Below are 20,581 nucleotides of genomic sequence, written 5' to 3'. Positions count from 1 at the left end.
ACAATTACCTTAAATGGAAATGGAAAATATCGGATGAATGCCTTTATGATGTATAATAAAAAGGGTGATATCAATGGAATTATTGAAGAATAAGAAAATATTGATCGTAGATGATGAACCTGAGATACGGGAAATGATTGAACGTTTTTTACGTAAAGAAGGTTTTTTTCGGGTCTATACGGCCGATAACTTCGTGAATGCCTTGGCAGTATGCAGGCTTGAAAAGCCGGATGCAGCAATCCTGGACGTGATGCTTCCAGATGGGGATGGGTTCTCTCTGCTCTCTTCGATCCGGTCATTCTCGGACATGCCTGTTCTGTTTCTGTCGGCACGTGGTGAAGATGAGGATCGATTGCTCGGTCTGGGGGCTGGGAGCTGATGATTATATGGTCAAGCCCTTTCTGCCAAGAGAGTTGATTCTCAGGCTGATGGCTATTCTGAAGCGGGTATATGCCTCCAATACGGTGGAGAGATTGCCAGTATTCCGTTTAGGTGAACAAACCATTGATCTGGAGAGTGCTGTTGTACAGGGGACAGACAGGGAGCTTCCATTGACAGCTAAGGAGCACGCCATACTGATCAAGTTGTATGAGAATCAAGGCCGGATTGTAACCAGTGATGCCCTGTGTCAGGCCGTATGGGGAGACGAGAGTTATGGTTATGAAAATACACTGATGGTGCATGTTCGGCGAATCCGGGAGAAGATTGAGGAAGACCCATCCAAACCGGTATTTTTGCTAACCGTTCGGGGACTTGGTTACAAACTGATGGCTCAGGAGTCTAGGTGATGGATGGCGTTGTTCGAATTCTAAGAAAGTTTGTAGGATCTACCATTCTGGTATCTGTGGTGCTGTTATTGTTCAATCTAATTCTGCTAGGTTCGCTGATCTTCAAGGAAATTCATGAGGGTCCTTCCCCCGGTGCGGTTGTGAAACAGATGGCCAGTGGCCTGAGTAAGGGCGAGCAGGGGGACTATGCGCTAAACAGCGATGGAATGCAACTGCTGGATACATATCAGGCTTGGGCGATGCTGCTCGATCCCCATGGCAAGGTACAGTGGAGCGAACGGCTTCCGGCTGAAATCCCGCGCTCTTATAATGTGACGGATGTTGCGAAGTTCTCGCGATACTATCTTAAGGAATACCCGGTGTACGTATGGGAACGTGAAGATGGATTATTGGTCGTAGGCTACCCTAAGAATACGTACGGAAAATACCAGTTCGACTTTCTGGCAGAGTGGCTCAAGTCATTGCCTATTCGGATCATACTATTGTTGGTGTGTAATGTGGCTCTTGCTCTACTAGTATCCATACTCATTGGAACGCGGGTGATCCGTAGTATTCGACCGTTAATCCATGGCATTCACGCATTGGCAAAGGAAGAGCCTGTTCACGTCGAAACCAAAGGTATATTTAATGATCTGTCACAAAGCATTAATTCAACATCCCGTATGCTTCAGGACAAGGATGATGCTCTAAAAGCGAGAGATGAAGCGCGATCCAACTGGATCGCAGGCATTTCTCATGATATACGGACACCCTTGTCCATGATTCTGGGTTACGCGAGTGAGTTGGAGGAGCAATCGGATTTGCCAGCCGAGCACAAACAGCAGGCCTCCATTATTCGTCGCCAGGGTGAACGCCTGCGGTCACTGGTCAGTGATCTAAACCTGGTATCCATGCTGGAGTATGAGATGCAGCCTCTACAGTTGAAGTCGATTCGACTCTCGGTACTAGCAAGGCAGGCTGTGTCGGATTTTTTGAATAATGGACTGGATGAACGTTATCCAATCTCGCTTCATGTTCAGGACGAGAGTCTTCATGTTATGGGGGATGAACGATTATTGTATCGTGCAGTAACGAATTTGGTACAAAACAGTATCACGCATAACCCGGAGGGGTGTGCAATTGTGCTGGAAACGATGCGTGCAGCTGAGGATGTATGTTGTGAATTTGTGGTGTCAGATGATGGAAAAGGAATTCCAAAAGAGTATCTGGACGATGTGGTGGTTCTCCCCTATGCGGCAGGGCGCGTACGGCCTTCCCGTCAGGGACATGGCCTGGGGCTTCCAATGGTATCGAGGATTGCGCAGGCTCATCGGGGAAAGCTTATTCTTGAGAGTGATAGTGGGGAAGGCCTTAGAGCTGCTTTGCAGTTGCCTGCTACTTAGAAAAACACCTGCCTTGGACAGGTATTTAAAATTTTGTGCATTTAACAACGAAATAACACCATTTTGTTGTGAATATAGTAAAAGCGATTTATTTTGTCAAATGGTGGTGAAATGCCAAAAATGGATTTACAAAAACTAGCAAATTATGCTAGAATAAATATATAGAAAATAATTACATAATTTAAATATTTTACAATATCCTGCAGTTGAGTTCAACATTGGTGTTTAGCTTTTTATAAGCTATACATATAAAAAAAATTCGAATGGAGGTTTTTTCAATGAAACAATTCAATCTCGAAGCATTGCGATCAATCGAGGACATCAGTGATGACGAGCTTATGGTCATTACAGGGGCGGTATCTGTAATTGATGCTCAAGCTAGCGGCGGTGTATTTTGTACGGTAAGTCATGAATGTCATTATAATTCGGTTTCACCTTCTTCCTGGCTTACTTGTTGTTAAATTTTACTCTCATCTTCAAGCACATAGCTGATTTCAGTTATGTGCTTGATTTTTTTATGTGATATTTTGGACACCAAACCATCCAATAGAAGGGGAATGAAATGATGAGCATACAGGAGCGATTACATGACTCCCGCTGGAGTGATGCACTCTACTTAACAGAGAAATACAAACAGTTTGTGCAGCGATATACTGCACAAGTTCCCAACGTTCCGAATGTGGACATGCCTGTAGAGCAAACGGATTCAGGAAGAATGCAGCAATGGCTTGACAAGTTTTTTCAGGACCAGGAGCAATTGTTCAATCGCTTCCGGGCTGAATCCATGAATGTGGACACGGTGCAGGCTATGTTTAATGATGCAGGTTTTATGTACGATTTTGCTGAAATGACCTGGCATCAGGAACTCCGGGGAACATTTCTGGAGAATGAGCATCTGGAGATCGAATACTTTATTGAGGGCGATACGGATGAAATTCCGTTCTTTGAGTTTTCCAAACCCTTTCTGCAACGATCCATTCAGATCATGACCAAAGGCCTGAATGAAGGATATGACTGGTTGGACAAACGGCGTGTTACAGGGCTTGTTCTGAAGACGGTCTCGGATAAAGTTTTCCACATGTCTGCCAAGACACTAATCTATGAGTTAAACAAAGCGAGATTACAAGATGAATTGAGAGGTGAGGATTCCCGGCAGCGGTATCAGTACTTTGTGAGCCAGAACATCCAGTCCAGAGAACAGATTCTCGCCTTACTGCTGGAATATCCTGTTCTTGCCCGAGGACTTGTTGAGCACACTCTTCGGATCAGTCTTAATATGATGCGTGTTCTGGAGCGCCTGACGAGAGATCGTCGTGAACTGGAGTCCTTTTTTGGTTTCGAGCTGGATAAGCTGGAGGATATCGTATTTCTCGGGGATTCGCATAATGGTGGAGCCAGTGTATTGCGGTTAGCGTTTGCGGGAGGGGTCAATGTCATGTACAAACCAAGGAACATGGCCATCGACACCGCTTTTGCCCGATTGTTGCAATGGTTTAACGATCAGCAAAAGGGGTTGCCGTTCCGTATTGCCAAATCGCTGGATCGCTCCGAATATGGCTGGCAGCAGTTCATACCCTATGAGGAAGTCACCAGTCTGGAGGCAGCGGAACGTTTTTTTGAACGGCAGGGGCAGTATCTCGCTATTCTGTATGCCGTTAACGCAACGGACATGCATATGGAGAATATCGTTGCCCAAGGTGAGCATCCATTCTTTGTCGATCTGGAATCACTGCTGCACAATCAGCCCTTCAAATATGTGGAGGAGAAGGAGTACTATACGGCGCTGGAGAAGACCCTTTCGATATTGAATGACTCCGTGTTAAAAACGAGCATGCTGCCCACGCTGGACTCCAATGCCTTGTATCACAGTGATCTAAGCGGGCTTGCGGGGGACGTAGATCAGGTACTCAACACGTATGAGATTCACGATAAGAATACAGATACCATGAGAATACAAAGAAGCAAAGTAAGTGTGAGTCGGTTCAGTCATTTGCCTTCATATGAACAGACTCCGATCAAACCTGAACGATATATCCAAAGTTTGAAGAAGGGTTTCTATCGTGTATACAGCACCATCATGGAGCAAAAGGAGTCATTTATCTCCATCGTTTGCAATTACTTTTATGGTTGTGCTGTACGAACGATTGTTCGTCCGACTGTTACATACTTTACGCTGATTGAAGCCAGCTCCCATCCCAAATATCTCAGAAACGGGCTGGATAAGAGCTTGTTGTTCGACATGATGTGGATGATTGTACGACAGGATCGTATGCGTGAAAAGCTCGTGAAATATGAATGCTACGATCTATTGCACGGAGACGTACCTATGTTCCAGACCTGTATCGGCCAGGACATATTGTTTCACCACCACGACAACCAAGCCATTGCCGGCGTATTTTCCTCTGATATTTTAACGCAGACTGCGGATAAAGTGCGGGCGATGAACCCAAAAGACATGGACATGCAGTGGGAATTTACCGAAAGGACACTCCAGACCAAGTATGTGCTGGAACGTTCATTCGCTATGGAGAAGAGTACCGCAAGTGTGCAACCGGCACAGTTGAACGAACTTCGAATACCCATGACGAAAGAAGAATATTTGCATGAAGCCGTAAGGATCGGGGATTACATAAAGAATATTGCCATTATGGGAGATGAAGGTCTTTCGGTGTCATGGATCAGTATGGGTATGGACGCAGACGAGAAGTTAATCTACAAATCTTCGGAATTGGGGTTATATAACGGGGTAACGGGCATTGCCTATTTCTATCTGTATCTGAGTCAGGAGACAGGTGACCACAAATATATGCAGATGGTTCATCTGTGTATTCAGACAGCCTGGGAGATGATCCGCAAAAAAATCGATAAAAACATCTCATTGTTCACTGGCTATGGATCACTTCTCTATTTACTGGTTCATAAAGCCAACGTATGTTCTGAACCGGGGGTTAACCCGGATACGCTGGAATTGCTCGATATCCTGGACGATATGATTGATAATGATCAGCAATTGGATGTGATCTCAGGTTGTGCAGGTACATTGATGGCTTGTGTGGACATGTATATGAACTTTCAATCGCAAAAAGCGCTGGACGTGGCTGTGCGATGCGGAGATCGTTTGCTGATGCTTGCGCAGCCAATGGATCAAGGTATGGCTTGGGTGACGTCGGCGATTAATAAAACGCCACTTAGCGGCATTGCACATGGTAACGCAGGCATCTGTCTGAGTCTGGCCCGTCTATATAGTGCTACAGGCAACAAAGCCTATCTTGAAACCTGTATTGAAGGGCTGAAGTATGAGGAAGCTCTCTACAGTCCTGAAGTGAACAATTGGAAAGATCTGCGGTTCACCGATGGCAGCATGCCGGAAGAACATTATGTCATGTACTGGTGTAATGGCGCACCTGGTCTAGGGATCGCCCGTATAGGGTTAGCGCAGCAATTGAGGTCATTAGGAGCTATGGATGCGGTTGAGAAGGATATCCGCAGAGCGTTAGCCAAGACGATGGAAGAAGGGTTTACAGAAGTTAGCTATTCGCTCTGCCATGGGGATATGGGCAATCTGGAGTTGTTCCTGCTCGCAGCCGAATATTTGCAGGATGAAGAGTTGAAGGAGTACTCAGTTCAGATGGCAAATTACATTGTGACACAGGTGAGAAATGATAACCATCATTGGAGATGCGGCATTCCGGGTCGTCAGCAAATCCCAGGACTGATGCTAGGGCTTGCCGGCATTGGATATCAATTGCTCCGACTGTACAATCGTGACCTGCCTTCAGTACTGATGATGGAGGGACCAAAAGGCAAGGAAATAAGGGATATGGCGCAGACATACGCTATGGAAACGGCATCCGCTCAGCAGCAACAGATGGACATTATGGAACAGTCACCCCATATGGGCCAGCATTATGCCTGAACGGCCTGTATTCCGTCTGCGCGGAAAGAGACAACGCAAAGTCCCTGTCAAACTGCAAATGAATCAATATGATTGTGGCCCCAGTTGCTTACATATGTTACTCGCATATCACGGCTACGAAGCGGATTTCACGGATCTGAAGGAACGGTTTGCGATGCTGGGGAACGGTCGGGATGGCAGTTCCATGCTCAAAATGAAAGAGGTTGCCCAGACCTATCATTTGAAAGGGGTAGCCAAAAAAGCGCCTGTTGAAACACTTAACAATGACTTTCTGCCAGTCATTTGTTTCTGGGAAGAGAGCCATTTTATCGTGCTTGAGCGGATCAAGACGGGTGGTCAGTTCATTATTGTCGATCCGGCTTTGGGCAGGCTGGTCATCAGTACACAGGAGTTTACGGAGAAATATTCTGGTGTTTTTTTGCTCGTATATCCGGATGATGGCTTTGTACCTTTGTCCGAGAAAAAGATTAGTAAAGTGGCGTACTTCAAGGATTTGATTCGCAGTAACAAAAAATATTTTGGTTGGACCATTCTACTTGCTCTGGGGTTGCAATTGGTTTCGGTAGCCTTTCCGTTCCTGATGCAAGTTTCAATTGATGCGGCCACTAGCGGTGAGGGTTACTCGTTATTTCCTGTCCTGACCACCAGCATTGTGCTGTTAACCCTGTTTCAGATTGGCTTCAGTTATATGAAGGATATGTGCATTGTACGGCTTCAGGAATTGCTTGATTCCCAACTGACGACAAACTTTGTCTCACATATGCTCAGACTGCCTTATCAATATTTTGAAATTCGTTCACGTGGAGATCTGATGCTACGAATTAATAGCAACACAACGATTCGGGAAATTTTGTCCCAGAAGATGATCTCTACGCTGATCAATCTATTTTTAATTGTTGTTACATTCACATATATTATAATCCAGTCCCGTTTGATCGCTTTCACACTGCTAGGTGTAGGGCTGATACAAATTCTTGTTTTTGTATACACACGCAGCAGATTCAAGAAGCTGACACAAACTCAGATTGTCGCCCAAAGTCTGGCTGGATCGTTCATGACGGAAGTATTGGAAGGCATCTCGACCATCAAATCACTAGGGATTGAAGAGCGTACCGCGGAGAAATGGAGAGCGTTATTCAAGCGTCAACTCGCAACAGTCAAGGAAAAAGCGATTTTTCAGACGAGAGTGAATACCGTGACCAATACGCTGAACTTTATGACTCCGATGCTCATTCTACTGGTGGGATTATATCAGATTATGGAGGGGAATATGACCATCGGCATGCTCGTTTCATTCCAGTCTCTTGCCGCGCTGTTTCTGGGGCCGTTGAACTCGCTTGCTTTGATGCTCAATGAGTTCGTGATGGCGGATGCGCTACTGGATCGAATCTATGATGTCATTCAAGCCGAGGAAAGTAATAAATTCAAGAAAAAATCAACGCCATCCCTTCATGGCGTGAAGCTGAATGGGGATATTACGATTGATCAGATCAGCTTCAGGTATACGGACTATGGTGAAGATGTGCTTAAAAATATCAATATTGCAATCAAAGCAGGGCAAAGGATCGCTCTGGTTGGCAAATCAGGATCAGGAAAGAGCACCTTGGCAAAATTGCTGGTAGGGCTGTACACGCCGACCCGGGGCAATATCTATTTTGACGGGATGAATGTAGAAGAACTGGAACAGCAGGATATTCGCAGCCAGATCAGTATCGTGCTTCAGGATAACTTTGTTTTTAACAATACTGTTCATGACAACATTAGGCTGCACGCAGCGGATTCAACGCTGGAGGATGTGATGATCGCAGCGAAGCTGGCTGATATTCATGCTGATATTGAGAAGATGCCAATGAAGTATAATACACTGATCTCTGAGGCGGGATCGAATCTGTCTGGAGGGCAGAAGCAACGGGTAGCTCTCGCACGAGCATTGGTGAGCAGACCCAAAGTTCTTCTGTTGGATGAGGCAACCAGTGCTTTGGATACCGTTACAGAGGCGACCATTGCCCATAATCTGAACATGTTGAAATGTACCCAGATTATCATTGCCCACAGGCTAAGTACGATCCGAAGCGCGGACACCATATATGTGCTGGATCAAGGTGAACTCGTTGATGCTGGAACACATGATGAATTGATTGGGCGGTGTAAATCCTACAATGATCTCGTGTGTGAACAACTGGACGAAACCGGGGCCAGACAGTATGGATGAGTCTAGTGAGGATGATGTTCACGGAAGACAAAAGGCTTTCTTTTCTACACAATATGTGTTGAAAAGGATGCTTTTTTTGTTATATATGGAAAGCCGAGAAGCTAAACTGATGCAAGAATTAGGAAAGTGGGTAATGTACACCAAAGTGTCCTATTTGAATCATATAGGAAGAAAGTTACATGAAAACGATCCTGTTAGCCGATATGGCTCATGTTGATTTTGTACTATGATGCAGGTAACAGATGAATAGGGTGTACTTCACATATAGTGAATGCCTCGATTCTACCAAGAGGGGGGATCCGTATTAAACGTGCAGGATGGTTGAAGGGTTTATTCACACTAATGATGGTGTTTACTATATTTCTGGGAGGTTGTCAGAACATGAATGCAAGTGAGAAGGAAGCTTTATACCAAGAAGCTGAAGCAACCGTAATACAGCACTTCAAGCAGAAGTTTGAACTGGATGTTGTGATTACAAGCAAAGAGTTGTTACCGGAAATGGCAGTGTCCCAGATTGGGCTGAAAGGGCATGTGAAAGATCATGAAGATCAGAGCTTTGGCATTTCGTACGACTACAAAAAGAAGGTAACCAAGAACTTGGTCATTAGCCCTGAGATTGAGGAAGTGATGATGGCCAAGGGACATAATCCATACGACAAATAAAGGGAGGTGTAGTTATTGAGTAACGGGTCCAATATTGATGATGAAACGTATAAAACGATGTCTGATCTAGCCTACCAGGATCAAAAGGCTGGAGACAAATTAACGGAACTTCCCGGATGGGAGGTCCTTGAGGGGACGGAAAGCAATAAATTTTCCGGTTTTGATGCTGTAACATTTTATAATCCGGAGACCAAAGAAGCTGTCATTGCTTATCGTGGTACAGAAGGAAGTGCGTCCCTGGATCGCTCTGTACCTGACTTTGTCATGGATGGCCGCATTGGGGGCGGAGAGTTGATTCGTAAGGGCCAGCAGGAGGCCGGGAATTTTGTCAATAATCTTACGCCGGATTGGCTCGACAAAGGGGTCGAAGGTGTCAAGGACTTCACGGGTATATCCAAAGTGGAGGATTGGGCTGGTGACAGGGTAAGAGACGTGGAAAACTGGACGGGTGATCGCGTAAAGGATATTGAAAAAACCGTTTCCCCTACAGGTTGGGCCAATCAGATGTATCAATCTGAAGACTACGCAAATCACATGCAGAACAAGCATAAGGATCTGAATTTCTCGATGACTGGACATTCCTTGGGCGGGGGAAATGCACAATATGCGTCTGCTTATACAGGAATTCCAGCCGTGACGTTTAGTGCACCATCTGTAATGGGTAATTTGACGCCAGAAATGCGGCGCCGGGCTGAAGCGGGTGCATTTGACGGGCAGGTTGTGAACTATGCGAATCCCAGTGATCTGGTAGCCAGCGGAACGCTGGGAGGATATGACCGGCATGTGGGATCGACCTTCTACATTAATTCCAATTATGAGGATGCAAATGATGGAGTGGGCATTATCGATAAAGCCAAGAACTCATTTGGCGGGGAAAACTATCACAGTTTGGATCAATATGATTTCAAAAATGGTTACATATCCAATGACCTGTACGATCCGATTACTGGAGAGAGAATCCGCTATTCACCGCGCCTTATGGATCACATGGGACCGTTCAGCAAGAACTTCGGTCCGTTACGTTCCAAGTCTGGCGGCGGAGGAGGTATGGCTTCGGCTGCTGCGGCTTCAGGTCTGATTCAGGTAACGCCGGAAGAACTGAAAAGTGTCGCTTCGCGGTGGAAGCAAAATGCACAACAATGCAATGCCGAGCTAAACCAGGTACGAAGCCGCATGGCTCAATACCTGCATACAAGCCGCAGTCGCAGGCTGGAGCCGATTGTCACCCAACTGGACGCGTCGATTCAAGAACTTAGCACATGGCATATGAAACATACCAGCCAGTTCCTGAACTTTATTGATGAGAAAGCAGATGCCTTCCGGCAGGCGGACGAGAGTCCGGTTCATTTTAATTAGGAACCAGGTTGGTTAATGTCGATATCACGTACATGGGGGGAGGGGAACGCAAGTGGGTGGACAATTGCTGGTGGAATTGAATGATCTTCGAATTGCCGAAAAAGAACTTACACAGCTGCTTGCCCGTCTGCAAGCCGATGAACAGGAAGCGAGGGCGCTATATAGTCGCCTGAACGATTGGAAGGGGCAGTCTGCTGATCATACAAGGCAGCAGATTGAAGAGTTTTTTGCGGGCCTGTCCAGACGGATTCAATCCATCGAACAGCAGAAGAAAAGCTTGCTGCAATACATTGAGATCATGATCCAGACGGATCAGGAACGCTAGCTAAAGAGTGGTTTGGCTGATGCCATATTGCGGATGGCGACCAGCGTTAAGATGAGTATGACCGTGGAGAAATGCGCGCGATTGTATGTAATTGTGAGTATAAATAGCATGATTGAGAGTATAAACCACGGAGTAAAAAGTATGAATACCAGAAAAAAAGCCTATGGCTTATCGGGTTTGAGCCCGTATGCCATAGGCTTTTTATTATCTGAATTTTTCTCAGGTTTTCGTAAATCTGTAAGTTAGTTCTTAACGTTTTTTGCGACGTGTAGCCAAAGCGATCCCCAAGAAGGACAGGATCAGGGCCAGAATGGATACGATCAATGTTGCTTGTTGAAGCTTCAGCGTCCCCGGATCTGTATCCGTATTGTTTGGCTCACCTGTAACGGTGTCATTGAGTGCATCGCCCAGCGTGGTGTCATCGTTTGCTTTGCTATCGTCGGTAGCTGCATTATCCCCAGTGGCTGCTTCTGTACCTGCACTATCATGTCCATCGTCGGCATGACCCCCACCTGCCGCAGCATTACCAGCAGCAGCCGGATCTTCGCTAATCGTTGTGATACTGTGCGGGTTGGCATCACTTGGTTGGCCTGTCCATTCTACGATGCTACCATCACTGTAGTATTGGAAGGCATCCCAAGCTACTTCAGCTTCCGCCTTAGGGTTTTGTGCAACGAAGTTGAACTGCTGGAATTGTCCTGCCAGAATACCTTCGTTATCGCCGTCAATCTCCCACGTAATCGATGTTACTTCATTGGAATCGTTCTTCTCTGTAGTGATTTTCCATCCTGCCAGTGGTTGATATTGCTTGAATGCAACACCTTCCGGAACTTTCATCGTGATTTTGGTTGTAGGCAGTTCTTTCTCGGATGGAATCTTAATCGTGTACGTCTGCCATGCGCTTGTCTGTGCAACGGATGGGCTAACGGTAACGTGAGCGCTCGCGAATCCGGCGAATAACATGAATGCTGCGGTACCTGTTGCGATAGTGGATGTTAGTTTGGAAATCCATGATGTTTTCTTCAAAATAAATAACCCCTCTCAGTTCTTATCATATATGATGCAGCCCATTTTCTTAAATGAGTGTCTACGTTCTGCAAAGGCCGTTTCGGTTACGAATTGTTCTTTCGAGTGATTAAAAGCAGGTTACACTTGCTACTTCGATGACAGAATAACCTTCCGATCGCTGTTATCCCCAGATTTTTTGATTCCCTTTTCTTAAAGGGTAAAATCCGGGGATAAAGGCGAACGCTTCGCTTCTTCACGCTATTTCTGTCCTCTCCGTTCTCGTGTAGATCAGAAAGCTTTTAGCTTCGCTTCTCCAGAATGAATTTCGTATCCTTCACTACATTTGCAGTTCGTAGAAACACTAATTTTAAATTGGGTCTCTTTTCAATATAAACGTTGTGTAACTATGGCTTGGCGGTGTCGATCTCAAATTCGGCATCCAATGCATCCAACGTTTTGGTCAGAAGATGTACCTTGATATTCCAACGGCCAGGCATGGAGATATAATCTTCAGCCTTATACACACCGGTGTCATTTTTCGGAATGGTAATCTCATAGATCCCCATATCCATGTCCAGATGTGTGAGTGACAGTGTGATCTGTTCCAGATCGTTAACGATACTTCCATCTGCACGTTTCACATCGACTTCGAATTGGTTCTCTCCCGTTACATTGGGACTCACCTGAAGTGTGATCGCTGAGCCGTCTTCTGTAGTCTTTGTCTCCTGAAAAGGACCGACCGCAGCCGGTTGTCCTGGAGACAGGTGTGTTAGTACGGCAGCAAGGGCGAGAATCACAGCACCAGTAGCAAGCTCGGCTTTCAGGCTGCCGGATAGTCTGCTTCCCGTTGCTGCTCTTGCCAATCTGGCATGACGCCATGCAAAGAGAACCATCACAACCAGCAGGACGATCTTGCCGATCAGGACAAGGCCATAGGCTGTAGTGAACAAGGAGGTCAGCACGGGTGCAGGCAGAATAATCAGACTGCTGTATATCCCTGTAGCAACCAGAGCGGCTACGGCGCCAATTCCCCAGGCGGTAAACCTGCGGATAGTAACCCAGTAGACCTCTCCTCGCACCTTCGATGGCAGCTTATCCGCCAGTGGAGGCAGACATATCGCCATGGCGGTTAGTGCGCCAATCCAGAAAGCGGCACCAATCAGATGTATGAAATCCATGGCAATCGCGAGAGCACGTTGATCCGCCGCAGCCGGATGTCCCGTCATGGCATGAGTGAACAGCCATCCAAGCACGAGCACGAGTGACCCGTAAGAAGACCAAATGCGAGCACGGATGGATCGATCGCGATCATATCCGGAGAGAATCGTGACGGCCAGTAGCATTACAATGAGTATCTGTAACATCCAGATCTGGCCAAAGGATGTCAGCTTAAGCGCACTTCCGATCAGTGCCCAGCTTAGCTCACCCAGAGCCACACCAGATTCATATAACGTATTCAGTGGCAGGCTGACCAGAGCAGCAAAGGAAGCAGCAGCATAGCTGATCCATAACAATCTGTAGCTGCCCGGAACGTCCATAGGTTCTCTTGTCATGGATGTCGGTGCGATTCGCAGTAGCAAGAATGCAAGTGTCCCAAGAATGACAGACAATCCGAGATACTGAATCCAGTCTGTCAGGGATACGATCCATTTCAGCGGCCCGCCTGTTGAACCCGAACCGGATGTTAGATCACTTAGCCCAGCAGGCGATCCGGAAGGTTCTCCGATATGGAAAACATATGCGCCTTGAATCGGGTGTCCATCGGCAGACACAGCTTTCCAGTTGACGGCATAAGTCCCGTTCCCGAGTCCAGCCTGCAGGCCAGTCTCCAGAATATGAGGGCGATCCACATCAATCTTTACATTTCCATCGTCTGCCTGATTGCCGTCAGGGCCGGTAATTTTGATATCATAAAAGGCCGTCTGCAGGGATTCGTTGAACTCCAGCGTCAGCCGTTCCGGAGCAGCTACGAGGATCTCATTTTCTCCTGGCGAAGCCTTAACAATATAAGCATGGGCAGATGCCCACTGTGGCATAACAAGGCAGCACACGAGCATCAGACAGGTGACGAATGCCCAGTGCCGTTTTCCCCATTTCAGGGTAAAGCTTGTAAAAATCAAAAAAATCATCACCCTCAGGTTATAGATTTGTAGTCACTCATGGTCCTTTAAACACAATCTAACCCATTATAACTTTGTCCAAAATGACTGCGTATGACTACATTGGGCTATAAAAAAACGATTTGGTCTACATAATTGTGACAAAAGCATGAATGCTATGTCATTTCTCACCTATGTCGGACGCATCATTGACTTCGAATTAACAATGTTTATTTGCGAAGTTTACGTCCCGCAAGCCCACTCTCTAGTGCGTAGCGGGTGAGTTGTACCCGGTTTTCAAGCTGGAGCTTCTGTAAAATGTTTTTGAGATGATTCTTCACCGTCTGGTCTGAAATACCGAGTTGATCGGCGATCTCCCGATTGGTATATCCCGCGGATACCCATTGCAGAATCTCAAGCTCCCGCGCCGTTAGCGGGTTATCTTGCACATCTTCACTGCGTGGTGCGGGAAACTCCTGCAAAATTCGGTAGGCCAGTTCCTTACTGAGCGGTGCGTCGTCACTGACGATGGCGCGCAGGTATTCAAGCCAGGTGGAAGGCGTTAGATTTTTGAGCAAATAGCCTTGAGCGCCTTGTTTCAATGCTTCAAACAGAAACGTCACATCATCCGATACCGTGACCATAACAACAATAACATAAGGGAATTGCAGCTTGATCTGACGGGTGGCTTCCAGCCCATCCATGCCCGGCATCTGCACGTCCATCAAGATTAGGTCGGGCATCCATTGTCCGGTGAGCTCCAGCGCTTCCTGTCCATTCGAAGCTGTACCAATCACTTCAAACAGGCTGTCCTCGGATAAAATGCTACAGATCGCTTCACGCGCATGCGCATGATCATCAACAACCAATACACGTACATGTTCCATATTAAGTATGCTCCTTTCCTATCGTCATTCGTGTATGCCCCTGTCTTGAATCGAGGGTAAAAGACCAACCCATCTCGGCAGCACGCTCCTTCGTAATTCGCAGTCCGTACCGATCCTTCAGATGAAGAGGATCTCCACTTAGTCCATTCCCATTATCCTGAATATAAATGAACCAGGCAATTGGGTTACCTTCCGCATGAACCTGAACGCGGGTAGCCTGCGCATGTTTGCGTACATTCAGTAAACCCTCTCGGATACAGGCGAGCAGCTCCACTTGCTCCTTGGCAGAGAACGTTACACCCCTGAGGTCCCAATGAATCTGTGCACCAGGTACCGTTTCCTTGACGAGCACTTCGACCTGCGCATGCAGTGAAATAATTTCTGATGTTACCGTAGAGGAAGGAACAAAACGCAACTGGGCAATAGCTTGCCTTACATATGTATTGACTTCGTGCACGGTTTTTTGAATCTCCTGGATCTCATGCTCATGTCCGCTCCCTGCCAGACTACGGCCTGCTTTATCGGTCTTGACTGACAGCAGGAAAAGAGACTGAGATATGCCGTCATGAAGTTCTCTTGCCAATTGGTCACGAGCTTCCAGAGCTGCTTTAGCTGCACGTTCCTGCTCCAGAGCAGCCCTGGCACCTTCGAGCATGTGGAACAATCGGCTGAGCAGTGTCACGCTGACGAGGTAAACGATGAGGGGTGTTAACCAGTTTCCTGCATCCATCGAAAGGTATGGCATCAGAAACTGATGACGAATATATTCCCAGATGCCAACCGTGAATGTGGGGATCAGCAGAATCATCCATTTAATTTGTTTATAGGACATGAATGCAGAACTCCTTTGATCTAGGATTAGCTTAATTAGGTACTTTATTTATACAGGGATGGGACCATTATAACGCAAGCTTGTCCAAGACCCTAGTCTGTGTCTTTGGAGAAAGCTGGGGAGGATCAGGGAGTATTTAGAAGGATATCTAAGAACGACAAGGGGTGAAATGTTGTCACGCTAGGTGAGGGTTGGTGTGAACAGCTGAGGAAGGCTGAGTCCGTTTTCCCTATCGGAGAAGGTCCTCTATACTTATATAGAACGTGAATTCATTACAAAACATGTTAAGGAGTGAAGCAACAACATGAGTCAAGAAGTATTGGAACGTCGCAGTGAATTGCTCAAAAAGAACATTCACCAGATGCTTGTTCAAGACAATCAGCACGGTATCAGTCGCCAAGACAACATGTTTTTGCAGCAGATGATCAAAGAGCTGCATCAGACCTCACATGAACTGAATACCAAATCTTAATGTAGAATCTGCACGAGAATGAAGATGTCTGGTGTACGATTCATTCCATGAAAATGAAAATGGCGCTATCTCCGATCAGACCGGGGATAGCGCTTTGATTTTTTTTAGAGCCTATAAAAAAGCCTCATTTATCTTACAGCAACTGTTGCAGAGCGGTTCTTTTCTCAATATATCGAATGAATAACTCGGCAAGCTCCGGATCGAACTGTGAACCCGAACATGCGCGCAGCTCCCTAATGGCTTCCTCCACGTTCTTGGTCTCCTGATACGGCCGCTCTGTCGTCATGGCATCAAAGGAGTCAATCACGGTCAGCATCCGGCACAGCCGGGGAATCTCGTTACCCTTCAGGCCGTAAGGATAGCCCTTGCCATCATAGCGCTCGTGGTGAAGTTCAATATACGGAATCAGATCGGCGAAGCGATCGTTCGTGATGACCATTTTTTTGCCCCAGGTGACATGTCCCTTGATCGTTTCCCATTCTTCTGCGGTGAGCTTGTCCTTCTTGTTCAGAATCGACCAAGGAATCTCCAGTTTGCCGATGTCATGAATCAGTGCTCCCAGCACGAAACGGCGTTTCTCCGCATTGTCCAGTGCAAGCAGTTCGCTGATATCCAGTGCATATTTGTAGACCCGTTTGGAATGTTTGAACGTATCCATATCCTTGTATCTGAACAGATTGAGCTGTTGCTCGATGTCACGAACGTCCTGTACCAGATCAATTTCGTGTTCCATGCCATCATTGCTTCCGTGGCGGTGCACGTTGTTCTTGCCCTGTTTCTTCGCATAATACAGTGCTTTATCCGCCTGATCCACGAGCTGGGATTTGTTATACATATCCACCTGATAGGGCGCGACGCCAGCAGAGAAGGAGAGACAACCGTGTGGAAACACTTCAACACCTTCAAACGGCGTGTCGTTCAGTTGTTTACGCAGCTTGTTCATAAACCTGTAGGATTCGTCCAGTTCCATGCCTGGCATGAGCAAAGTAAACTCTTCCCCTCCATAGCGAAAGGCGGTAACAGGTGTGCCTTCCGTCTTTCGCATCAGAAAATCTCCCAGCAGGGCCAGCAGACTGTCGCCTTGTAGGTGGCCAAACCGATCGTTATACTTTTTGAAATCATCGATATCAATAAGTCCCAGACAAAGCGGTGTTCCCTGCGTACGAGCGGTAGTCAGTTCATTTTCCAACATACTTTCAAAATAACTATGGTTGAACAGACCTGTGCGTTGATCCGTGTTAGCTTTCTCCTCAATGCTCTGATACATGACAAACAACTGCTTGAATGCATGGGAGAGCAGAATACTGAGACTCAGATATAACAACAAACCGAGTACGCCATTATGCACAACCAGAATCGTCAATACAAGCGCCAGAATCAGCGTACATAAATAAACCAGCAGGGATTCGGTAACGAATGCCCGCTTCATCTGCTGTAATGCATCCTTCGTTGAGAAATGAAAGAATAAGCCAAGTGTGATCGTGTTGATGATGAAGTAGGCTGCGAGCGCTGCAAAATACGGAATCAGGTTATAGCCGTCCAGAGTTCCCGATTGCCCACCAGTCCACTCAAACACAGCAGCTGCTCCTGTAATCATGAGACTGTAGATGCTGAAATTGACAATGTGTTTCCACCAGGTAAGCTTGCGCTCTTTGATTAACAGGATGATGGAGACAGGAAGCAGTATAGATAAACTGAAAGCTCCGCCAAACATGAATATACAGGCAAGGTATACCGATGAATCCATGGATTGCTGATTGCCTTTGGGTGGAATCTGGAACGTGAAATAATCCAAAATTAACGCCGCACCCAGCATGGTGTAGACCATAACCCAATCCGCCGTGGTTAGATGAAGATAAGACCACTTGTTCATGTACAGAAAAACACCGATCCCGGTACAACTAAGCAAAATAACATACAGACTGCTTCGATCTGCCTTATGGATAAGGTTACGAATAAAGTTCATAAAAAATCTCCTGCTTGGGTTTAGTCTACTCTTGATGTGTATATAATTGGCGTTCTTGTATAGGGATATATTATATAGATGTTTAACATACCAATTTGCCTGGCAAAAATCCAGAAAGAAAAAACAGGCCGCTGGCAGCCTGTTTGTCTTGTTTGGCGGTATGGATACTAGCCGCCCAGCTTGTATCCCGAAGTTAACGCTACAACGACAGAAGCCACGATGATTGCGTTGATGACAATGCGGGAATATTTCACACCTTCAAATTTTTTCATGGAGAAGACCTCCCTTCCTTGGAGTCTACCTGGTTTCTTCAAGCCTGATGAGTTTTAGCAGGTTGCACAGCCTTTTTGTCCCGATTCACCATCATGTATTGGATAAAAAGGAATATGCCAACGTTCATGACCACATCACCGATACTGATCACCTGAGTCCGTGGATAAGGGCTGGAGAGTGGGATGATATCACCGAGAAAAGGCAAGCGTGTATACGCATCCATCATAAAATGCTTTGATACGGCGCCGCCTTCCCTGAGCATGTCTACATAATAGGGTCCCAGTACAGCGGAAGCTTCCACAGAAACAGGCATGCGCCCACCGTTTACTGCCATCACGGCAAAATTGAGAAATACCCCAACCCAGATGAGCATGAAACCGGTATGGTGTCTGTTGAGCCACAGGAAAGCGAGCCCTGTAATGTAGACGGCAGCAAAGAGATATCCATTAATGGATGCCACCCATTCGAATCGTTCCTGGAGATAGAAAATAAAGAACTGGATCAGCAACAATACAGGGAAAATCCAGCCGCTTCGCAGCTTGAGTGCTGCAAACTGATTGAGCCCATGCCGCAACCCGCCCCGAAAAAATCCAACGATCAAGCCTAGTAGAATACCGTCATATACCATGGAGTAACTCCTGTTCGTGCGGAGATATGCAATATGATTGCGTGTTTGTGTACATAAAGGATTCGACCTTATATTGGTAATTCCTGCATGAGAAAAATGATTTTGTAGAAGAAATTTGCAAAATGCTGAACAAAAAACCGCCTTTACGAATCTAGGGGTCGAAACCCCTGTGAAATTCGGTAAAGGACGGCTGCTTATGGTGCCAAAATACGAGCTTTAATTTGGTTAGAGACGGAATTTATTTTATTCAGATCCACCGTTCAGATAGTTGAAGAAAGGCTGGTCCACCCAGAAGTCATACGTCGTAATGTCCGCATCAGGTGCCAGCTTCAGGAAACCTTCACGAATGGATTTGGCATTCTCTTTCAGAGAGAAGGACTGAGCATAGTAATTGCCAAGTGCGATCTTATTATTGGAAATGACAGGGTAGTTCGCCAATGTGGTTGGTGAATAATACAACGGTTGCCACCAGGAACTGAGAATCAATGGAGATGTACTGTCACTGTTCTTTTTAGCATATTTCAGCACAATGTCATTGAAGCGAACTTTGTCTGCCACATTGTTGAACTCGAACTGAATATCATATTCCTTCGCAGAAGCGATATAGTTGCCGTTCTCGATCTGTGTCACTTTATAATCAGGTGTTTCCTTCGGCTCGCCCCATTCCTTCAAATAAATGAAGGCAGATGTCTTCGGCTGGAATTGTACATCAGCATCAATACCTTCGCTACGCAACAAACCAACCAACTGTACAGCATGTTGAATATTATCGTGGCCGTAAGTAAGTGTCAGTTCATCGATAAAGTTGGAATCAAAGCGGCTATCCTTCAGATTGTAACCTGTTACGAGATCATCTCGCAGCGCCTGATCCACAATCTTTCTCAGCTCAGGTGATTCGATCAGATCCGCTGTGCGATATGCAGCATACAATTTGGAATAGATGTCCGCATCGCCGGAACGCCCAATCTCATGTTTGTATTTCCCTTGACTGACCAGTACGCGTCCAAGCAATGTATTAGCGAAATCTTTACTTGCTACGCCACCCTTAAGGAGAGCGGGGTACAGGCTTTCGGGAATTAGGCCTGTATCGATCGCCGCAGCCAGTTCCTGTGCGGCTTGTCCCTGAACACGGTTCGGGTTAATGCCAACTTTGGCAAGCGCTTTAGCTGTTTTCTCTGCAGGATATGTATAAGCCAGTTCCTTGAATCCGGCTGCTTTCACCGCGATGAAGACCGCCGCATAAGTGCTCAGTTGATCCTTGGCACGTACTTCTGTACCCGTAAGAACCCCATTATTGTATAAGGATACGGCAGCATCATATGAAGAATCACCAGAAGACAGATCGGTAAAGACAGGAGCTTTGGCTTCACTGTCACTTGCTTGAGTTGCTTCCGTGATAGCTGCAATGGCTTGAATGAAATCACCTTTGGTAATCTGTTGCGGCAATTGAATGTTGTATTTCGCTTGCAAGAATTGAGCAAAATCCGCTTCGCTTTCCGTATAAGCGACTGGAGCCTGAGCTACTGGTCCTTTGACACTTTGTGAAGTGGTTGGTTTAGCCGGAGTTGCAGATGCTGCAGAAGCCGAAGCAGGCAAGCTTAGACTGCCGAGTGTTACCGGAGCGGCGAGTAGGGCCGCCAACGTGATCTGGGTGATTTTTTTCAAATGAATAGCCTCCTTAAAATGGGTTGGAAAAAAAGTAGCTTTCGGTTATAATCCTGACAAATCCTATCAGAATAGAATAATTGGATTGACTTTAGCACGGAGACGCGCT

15 protein-coding genes and 1 pseudogene are annotated in these 20,581 nt (G+C 46.4%); 9 read left to right on the top strand and 7 right to left on the bottom strand.

Annotated elements, in window-relative coordinates; translation table 11 throughout:
• Window positions 1-73 precede the first annotated feature (73 nt).
• The 8 genes and pseudogenes from QF049_RS21270 to QF049_RS21235 all read left to right on the top strand — a co-directional run bounded on the left by QF049_RS21270 (window position 74) and on the right by QF049_RS21235 (window position 10,642).
• Window positions 74-788 (top strand): annotated as a pseudogene (locus QF049_RS21270) (response regulator transcription factor).
• On the top strand, window positions 788-2,170 hold the full coding sequence (locus tag QF049_RS21265) for a sensor histidine kinase (protein ID WP_307540403.1): 1,383 nt from the start codon (window positions 788-790) through the stop codon (window positions 2,168-2,170). The pseudogene QF049_RS21270 and the gene QF049_RS21265 overlap by 1 nt, the downstream one beginning before the upstream one ends.
• A 278-nt stretch (window positions 2,171-2,448) precedes the next feature.
• A complete protein-coding gene (locus QF049_RS21260) occupies window positions 2,449-2,631 on the top strand; it encodes a type A2 lanthipeptide (RefSeq protein ID WP_307540401.1) in 183 nt (60 codons plus the stop codon).
• A gap of 101 nt (window positions 2,632-2,732) precedes the next feature.
• Window positions 2,733-6,086, top strand: coding sequence for a type 2 lanthipeptide synthetase LanM family protein (locus QF049_RS21255; RefSeq protein WP_307540399.1), 3,354 nt, complete (start codon window positions 2,733-2,735; stop codon window positions 6,084-6,086).
• Window positions 6,079-8,298 carry a peptidase domain-containing ABC transporter gene (locus tag QF049_RS21250; RefSeq protein ID WP_307540397.1) on the top strand — a complete coding sequence of 740 codons (2,220 nt, stop codon included), beginning with the start codon at window positions 6,079-6,081 and terminating at the stop codon, window positions 8,296-8,298. Before QF049_RS21255 ends, QF049_RS21250 begins: the two co-directional genes overlap by 8 nt.
• 381 nt (window positions 8,299-8,679) lie before the next feature.
• On the top strand, window positions 8,680-8,961 hold the full coding sequence (locus QF049_RS21245; RefSeq protein WP_100527832.1) for a hypothetical protein: 282 nt from the start codon (window positions 8,680-8,682) through the stop codon (window positions 8,959-8,961).
• 15 nt (window positions 8,962-8,976) lie between these two features.
• Window positions 8,977-10,317, top strand: a complete 1,341-nt coding sequence (locus QF049_RS21240; protein WP_223868876.1) for a Tle-like phospholipase domain-containing protein — start codon at window positions 8,977-8,979, stop codon at window positions 10,315-10,317.
• A gap of 52 nt (window positions 10,318-10,369) precedes the next feature.
• Window positions 10,370-10,642, top strand: coding sequence for a hypothetical protein (locus tag QF049_RS21235; protein WP_017691024.1), 273 nt, complete (start codon window positions 10,370-10,372; stop codon window positions 10,640-10,642).
• A gap of 249 nt (window positions 10,643-10,891) precedes the next feature.
• Here the strand turns inward: QF049_RS21235 and QF049_RS21230 are convergent, their stop codons facing one another.
• The 4 genes from QF049_RS21230 to QF049_RS21215 all read right to left on the bottom strand — a co-directional run bounded on the left by QF049_RS21230 (window position 10,892) and on the right by QF049_RS21215 (window position 15,468).
• On the bottom strand, window positions 10,892-11,668 hold the full coding sequence (locus tag QF049_RS21230) for a YcnI family copper-binding membrane protein (RefSeq protein ID WP_223868877.1): 777 nt from the start codon (window positions 11,666-11,668) through the stop codon (window positions 10,892-10,894).
• Window positions 11,669-12,054: 386 nt separating this feature from the next.
• On the bottom strand, window positions 12,055-13,770 hold the full coding sequence (locus QF049_RS21225; protein ID WP_307540393.1) for a copper resistance CopC/CopD family protein: 1,716 nt from the start codon (window positions 13,768-13,770) through the stop codon (window positions 12,055-12,057).
• 209 nt (window positions 13,771-13,979) lie between these two features.
• Entirely contained in the window at window positions 13,980-14,636 is a 657-nt protein-coding gene (locus QF049_RS21220; RefSeq protein WP_307540391.1) for a response regulator, read from the bottom strand.
• Between the two features lies 1 nt (window position 14,637).
• Entirely contained in the window at window positions 14,638-15,468 is an 831-nt protein-coding gene (locus tag QF049_RS21215) for a sensor histidine kinase (protein WP_307540389.1), read from the bottom strand.
• Window positions 15,469-15,772: 304 nt separating this feature from the next.
• Here QF049_RS21215 and QF049_RS21210 point away from each other — a divergent pair, with 304 nt between their 5' ends.
• Window positions 15,773-15,940: a hypothetical protein gene (locus tag QF049_RS21210; RefSeq protein WP_017691019.1), complete on the top strand. Its 168-nt coding sequence runs from the start codon at window positions 15,773-15,775 to the stop codon at window positions 15,938-15,940.
• 133 nt (window positions 15,941-16,073) lie between these two features.
• Here QF049_RS21210 and QF049_RS21205 read toward each other — a convergent pair whose 3' ends face one another.
• The 3 genes from QF049_RS21205 to QF049_RS21195 form a co-directional block, all read right to left on the bottom strand.
• Entirely contained in the window at window positions 16,074-17,906 is a 1,833-nt protein-coding gene (locus QF049_RS21205; protein WP_307540387.1) for a bifunctional diguanylate cyclase/phosphohydrolase, read from the bottom strand.
• A 310-nt stretch (window positions 17,907-18,216) separates the two neighbouring features.
• A complete protein-coding gene (locus QF049_RS21200; protein ID WP_307540385.1) occupies window positions 18,217-18,807 on the bottom strand; it encodes a DUF5317 domain-containing protein in 591 nt (196 codons plus the stop codon).
• Between the two features lie 243 nt (window positions 18,808-19,050).
• Window positions 19,051-20,472: a hypothetical protein gene (locus tag QF049_RS21195; protein ID WP_307540384.1), complete on the bottom strand. Its 1,422-nt coding sequence runs from the start codon at window positions 20,470-20,472 to the stop codon at window positions 19,051-19,053.
• Between the last annotated feature and the right edge of the window lie 109 nt (window positions 20,473-20,581).

Origin of the sequence: Paenibacillus sp. W4I10 (genome assembly GCF_030816325.1) — a bacterium.
In the GTDB taxonomy this organism is placed as follows: Bacteria; Bacillota; Bacilli; order Paenibacillales; family Paenibacillaceae; genus Paenibacillus; species Paenibacillus amylolyticus_B.
The sequence above is the reverse complement of the archived record's forward strand: the minus strand, read 5'-3'. Positions and strand labels throughout refer to the sequence as shown.

Bases quoted from the DNA above. Each gene is read 5' to 3' on its own strand.
- QF049_RS21265 (WP_307540403.1), top strand. From the start codon at position 788: ATGGATGGCGTTGTTCGAATTCTAAGAAAGTTTGTAGGATCTACCATT.
- QF049_RS21260 (WP_307540401.1), top strand. From the start codon at position 2,449: ATGAAACAATTCAATCTCGAAGCATTGCGATCAATCGAGGACATCAGT.
- QF049_RS21255 (WP_307540399.1), top strand. From the start codon at position 2,733: ATGATGAGCATACAGGAGCGATTACATGACTCCCGCTGGAGTGATGCA.
- QF049_RS21250 (WP_307540397.1), top strand. From the start codon at position 6,079: ATGCCTGAACGGCCTGTATTCCGTCTGCGCGGAAAGAGACAACGCAAA.
- QF049_RS21245 (WP_100527832.1), top strand. From the start codon at position 8,680: ATGAATGCAAGTGAGAAGGAAGCTTTATACCAAGAAGCTGAAGCAACC.
- QF049_RS21220 (WP_307540391.1), bottom strand. From the start codon at position 14,636: ATGGAACATGTACGTGTATTGGTTGTTGATGATCATGCGCATGCGCGT.
- QF049_RS21215 (WP_307540389.1), bottom strand. From the start codon at position 15,468: ATGTCCTATAAACAAATTAAATGGATGATTCTGCTGATCCCCACATTC.
- QF049_RS21210 (WP_017691019.1), top strand. From the start codon at position 15,773: ATGAGTCAAGAAGTATTGGAACGTCGCAGTGAATTGCTCAAAAAGAAC.
- QF049_RS21205 (WP_307540387.1), bottom strand. From the start codon at position 17,906: ATGAACTTTATTCGTAACCTTATCCATAAGGCAGATCGAAGCAGTCTG.
- QF049_RS21200 (WP_307540385.1), bottom strand. From the start codon at position 18,807: ATGGTATATGACGGTATTCTACTAGGCTTGATCGTTGGATTTTTTCGG.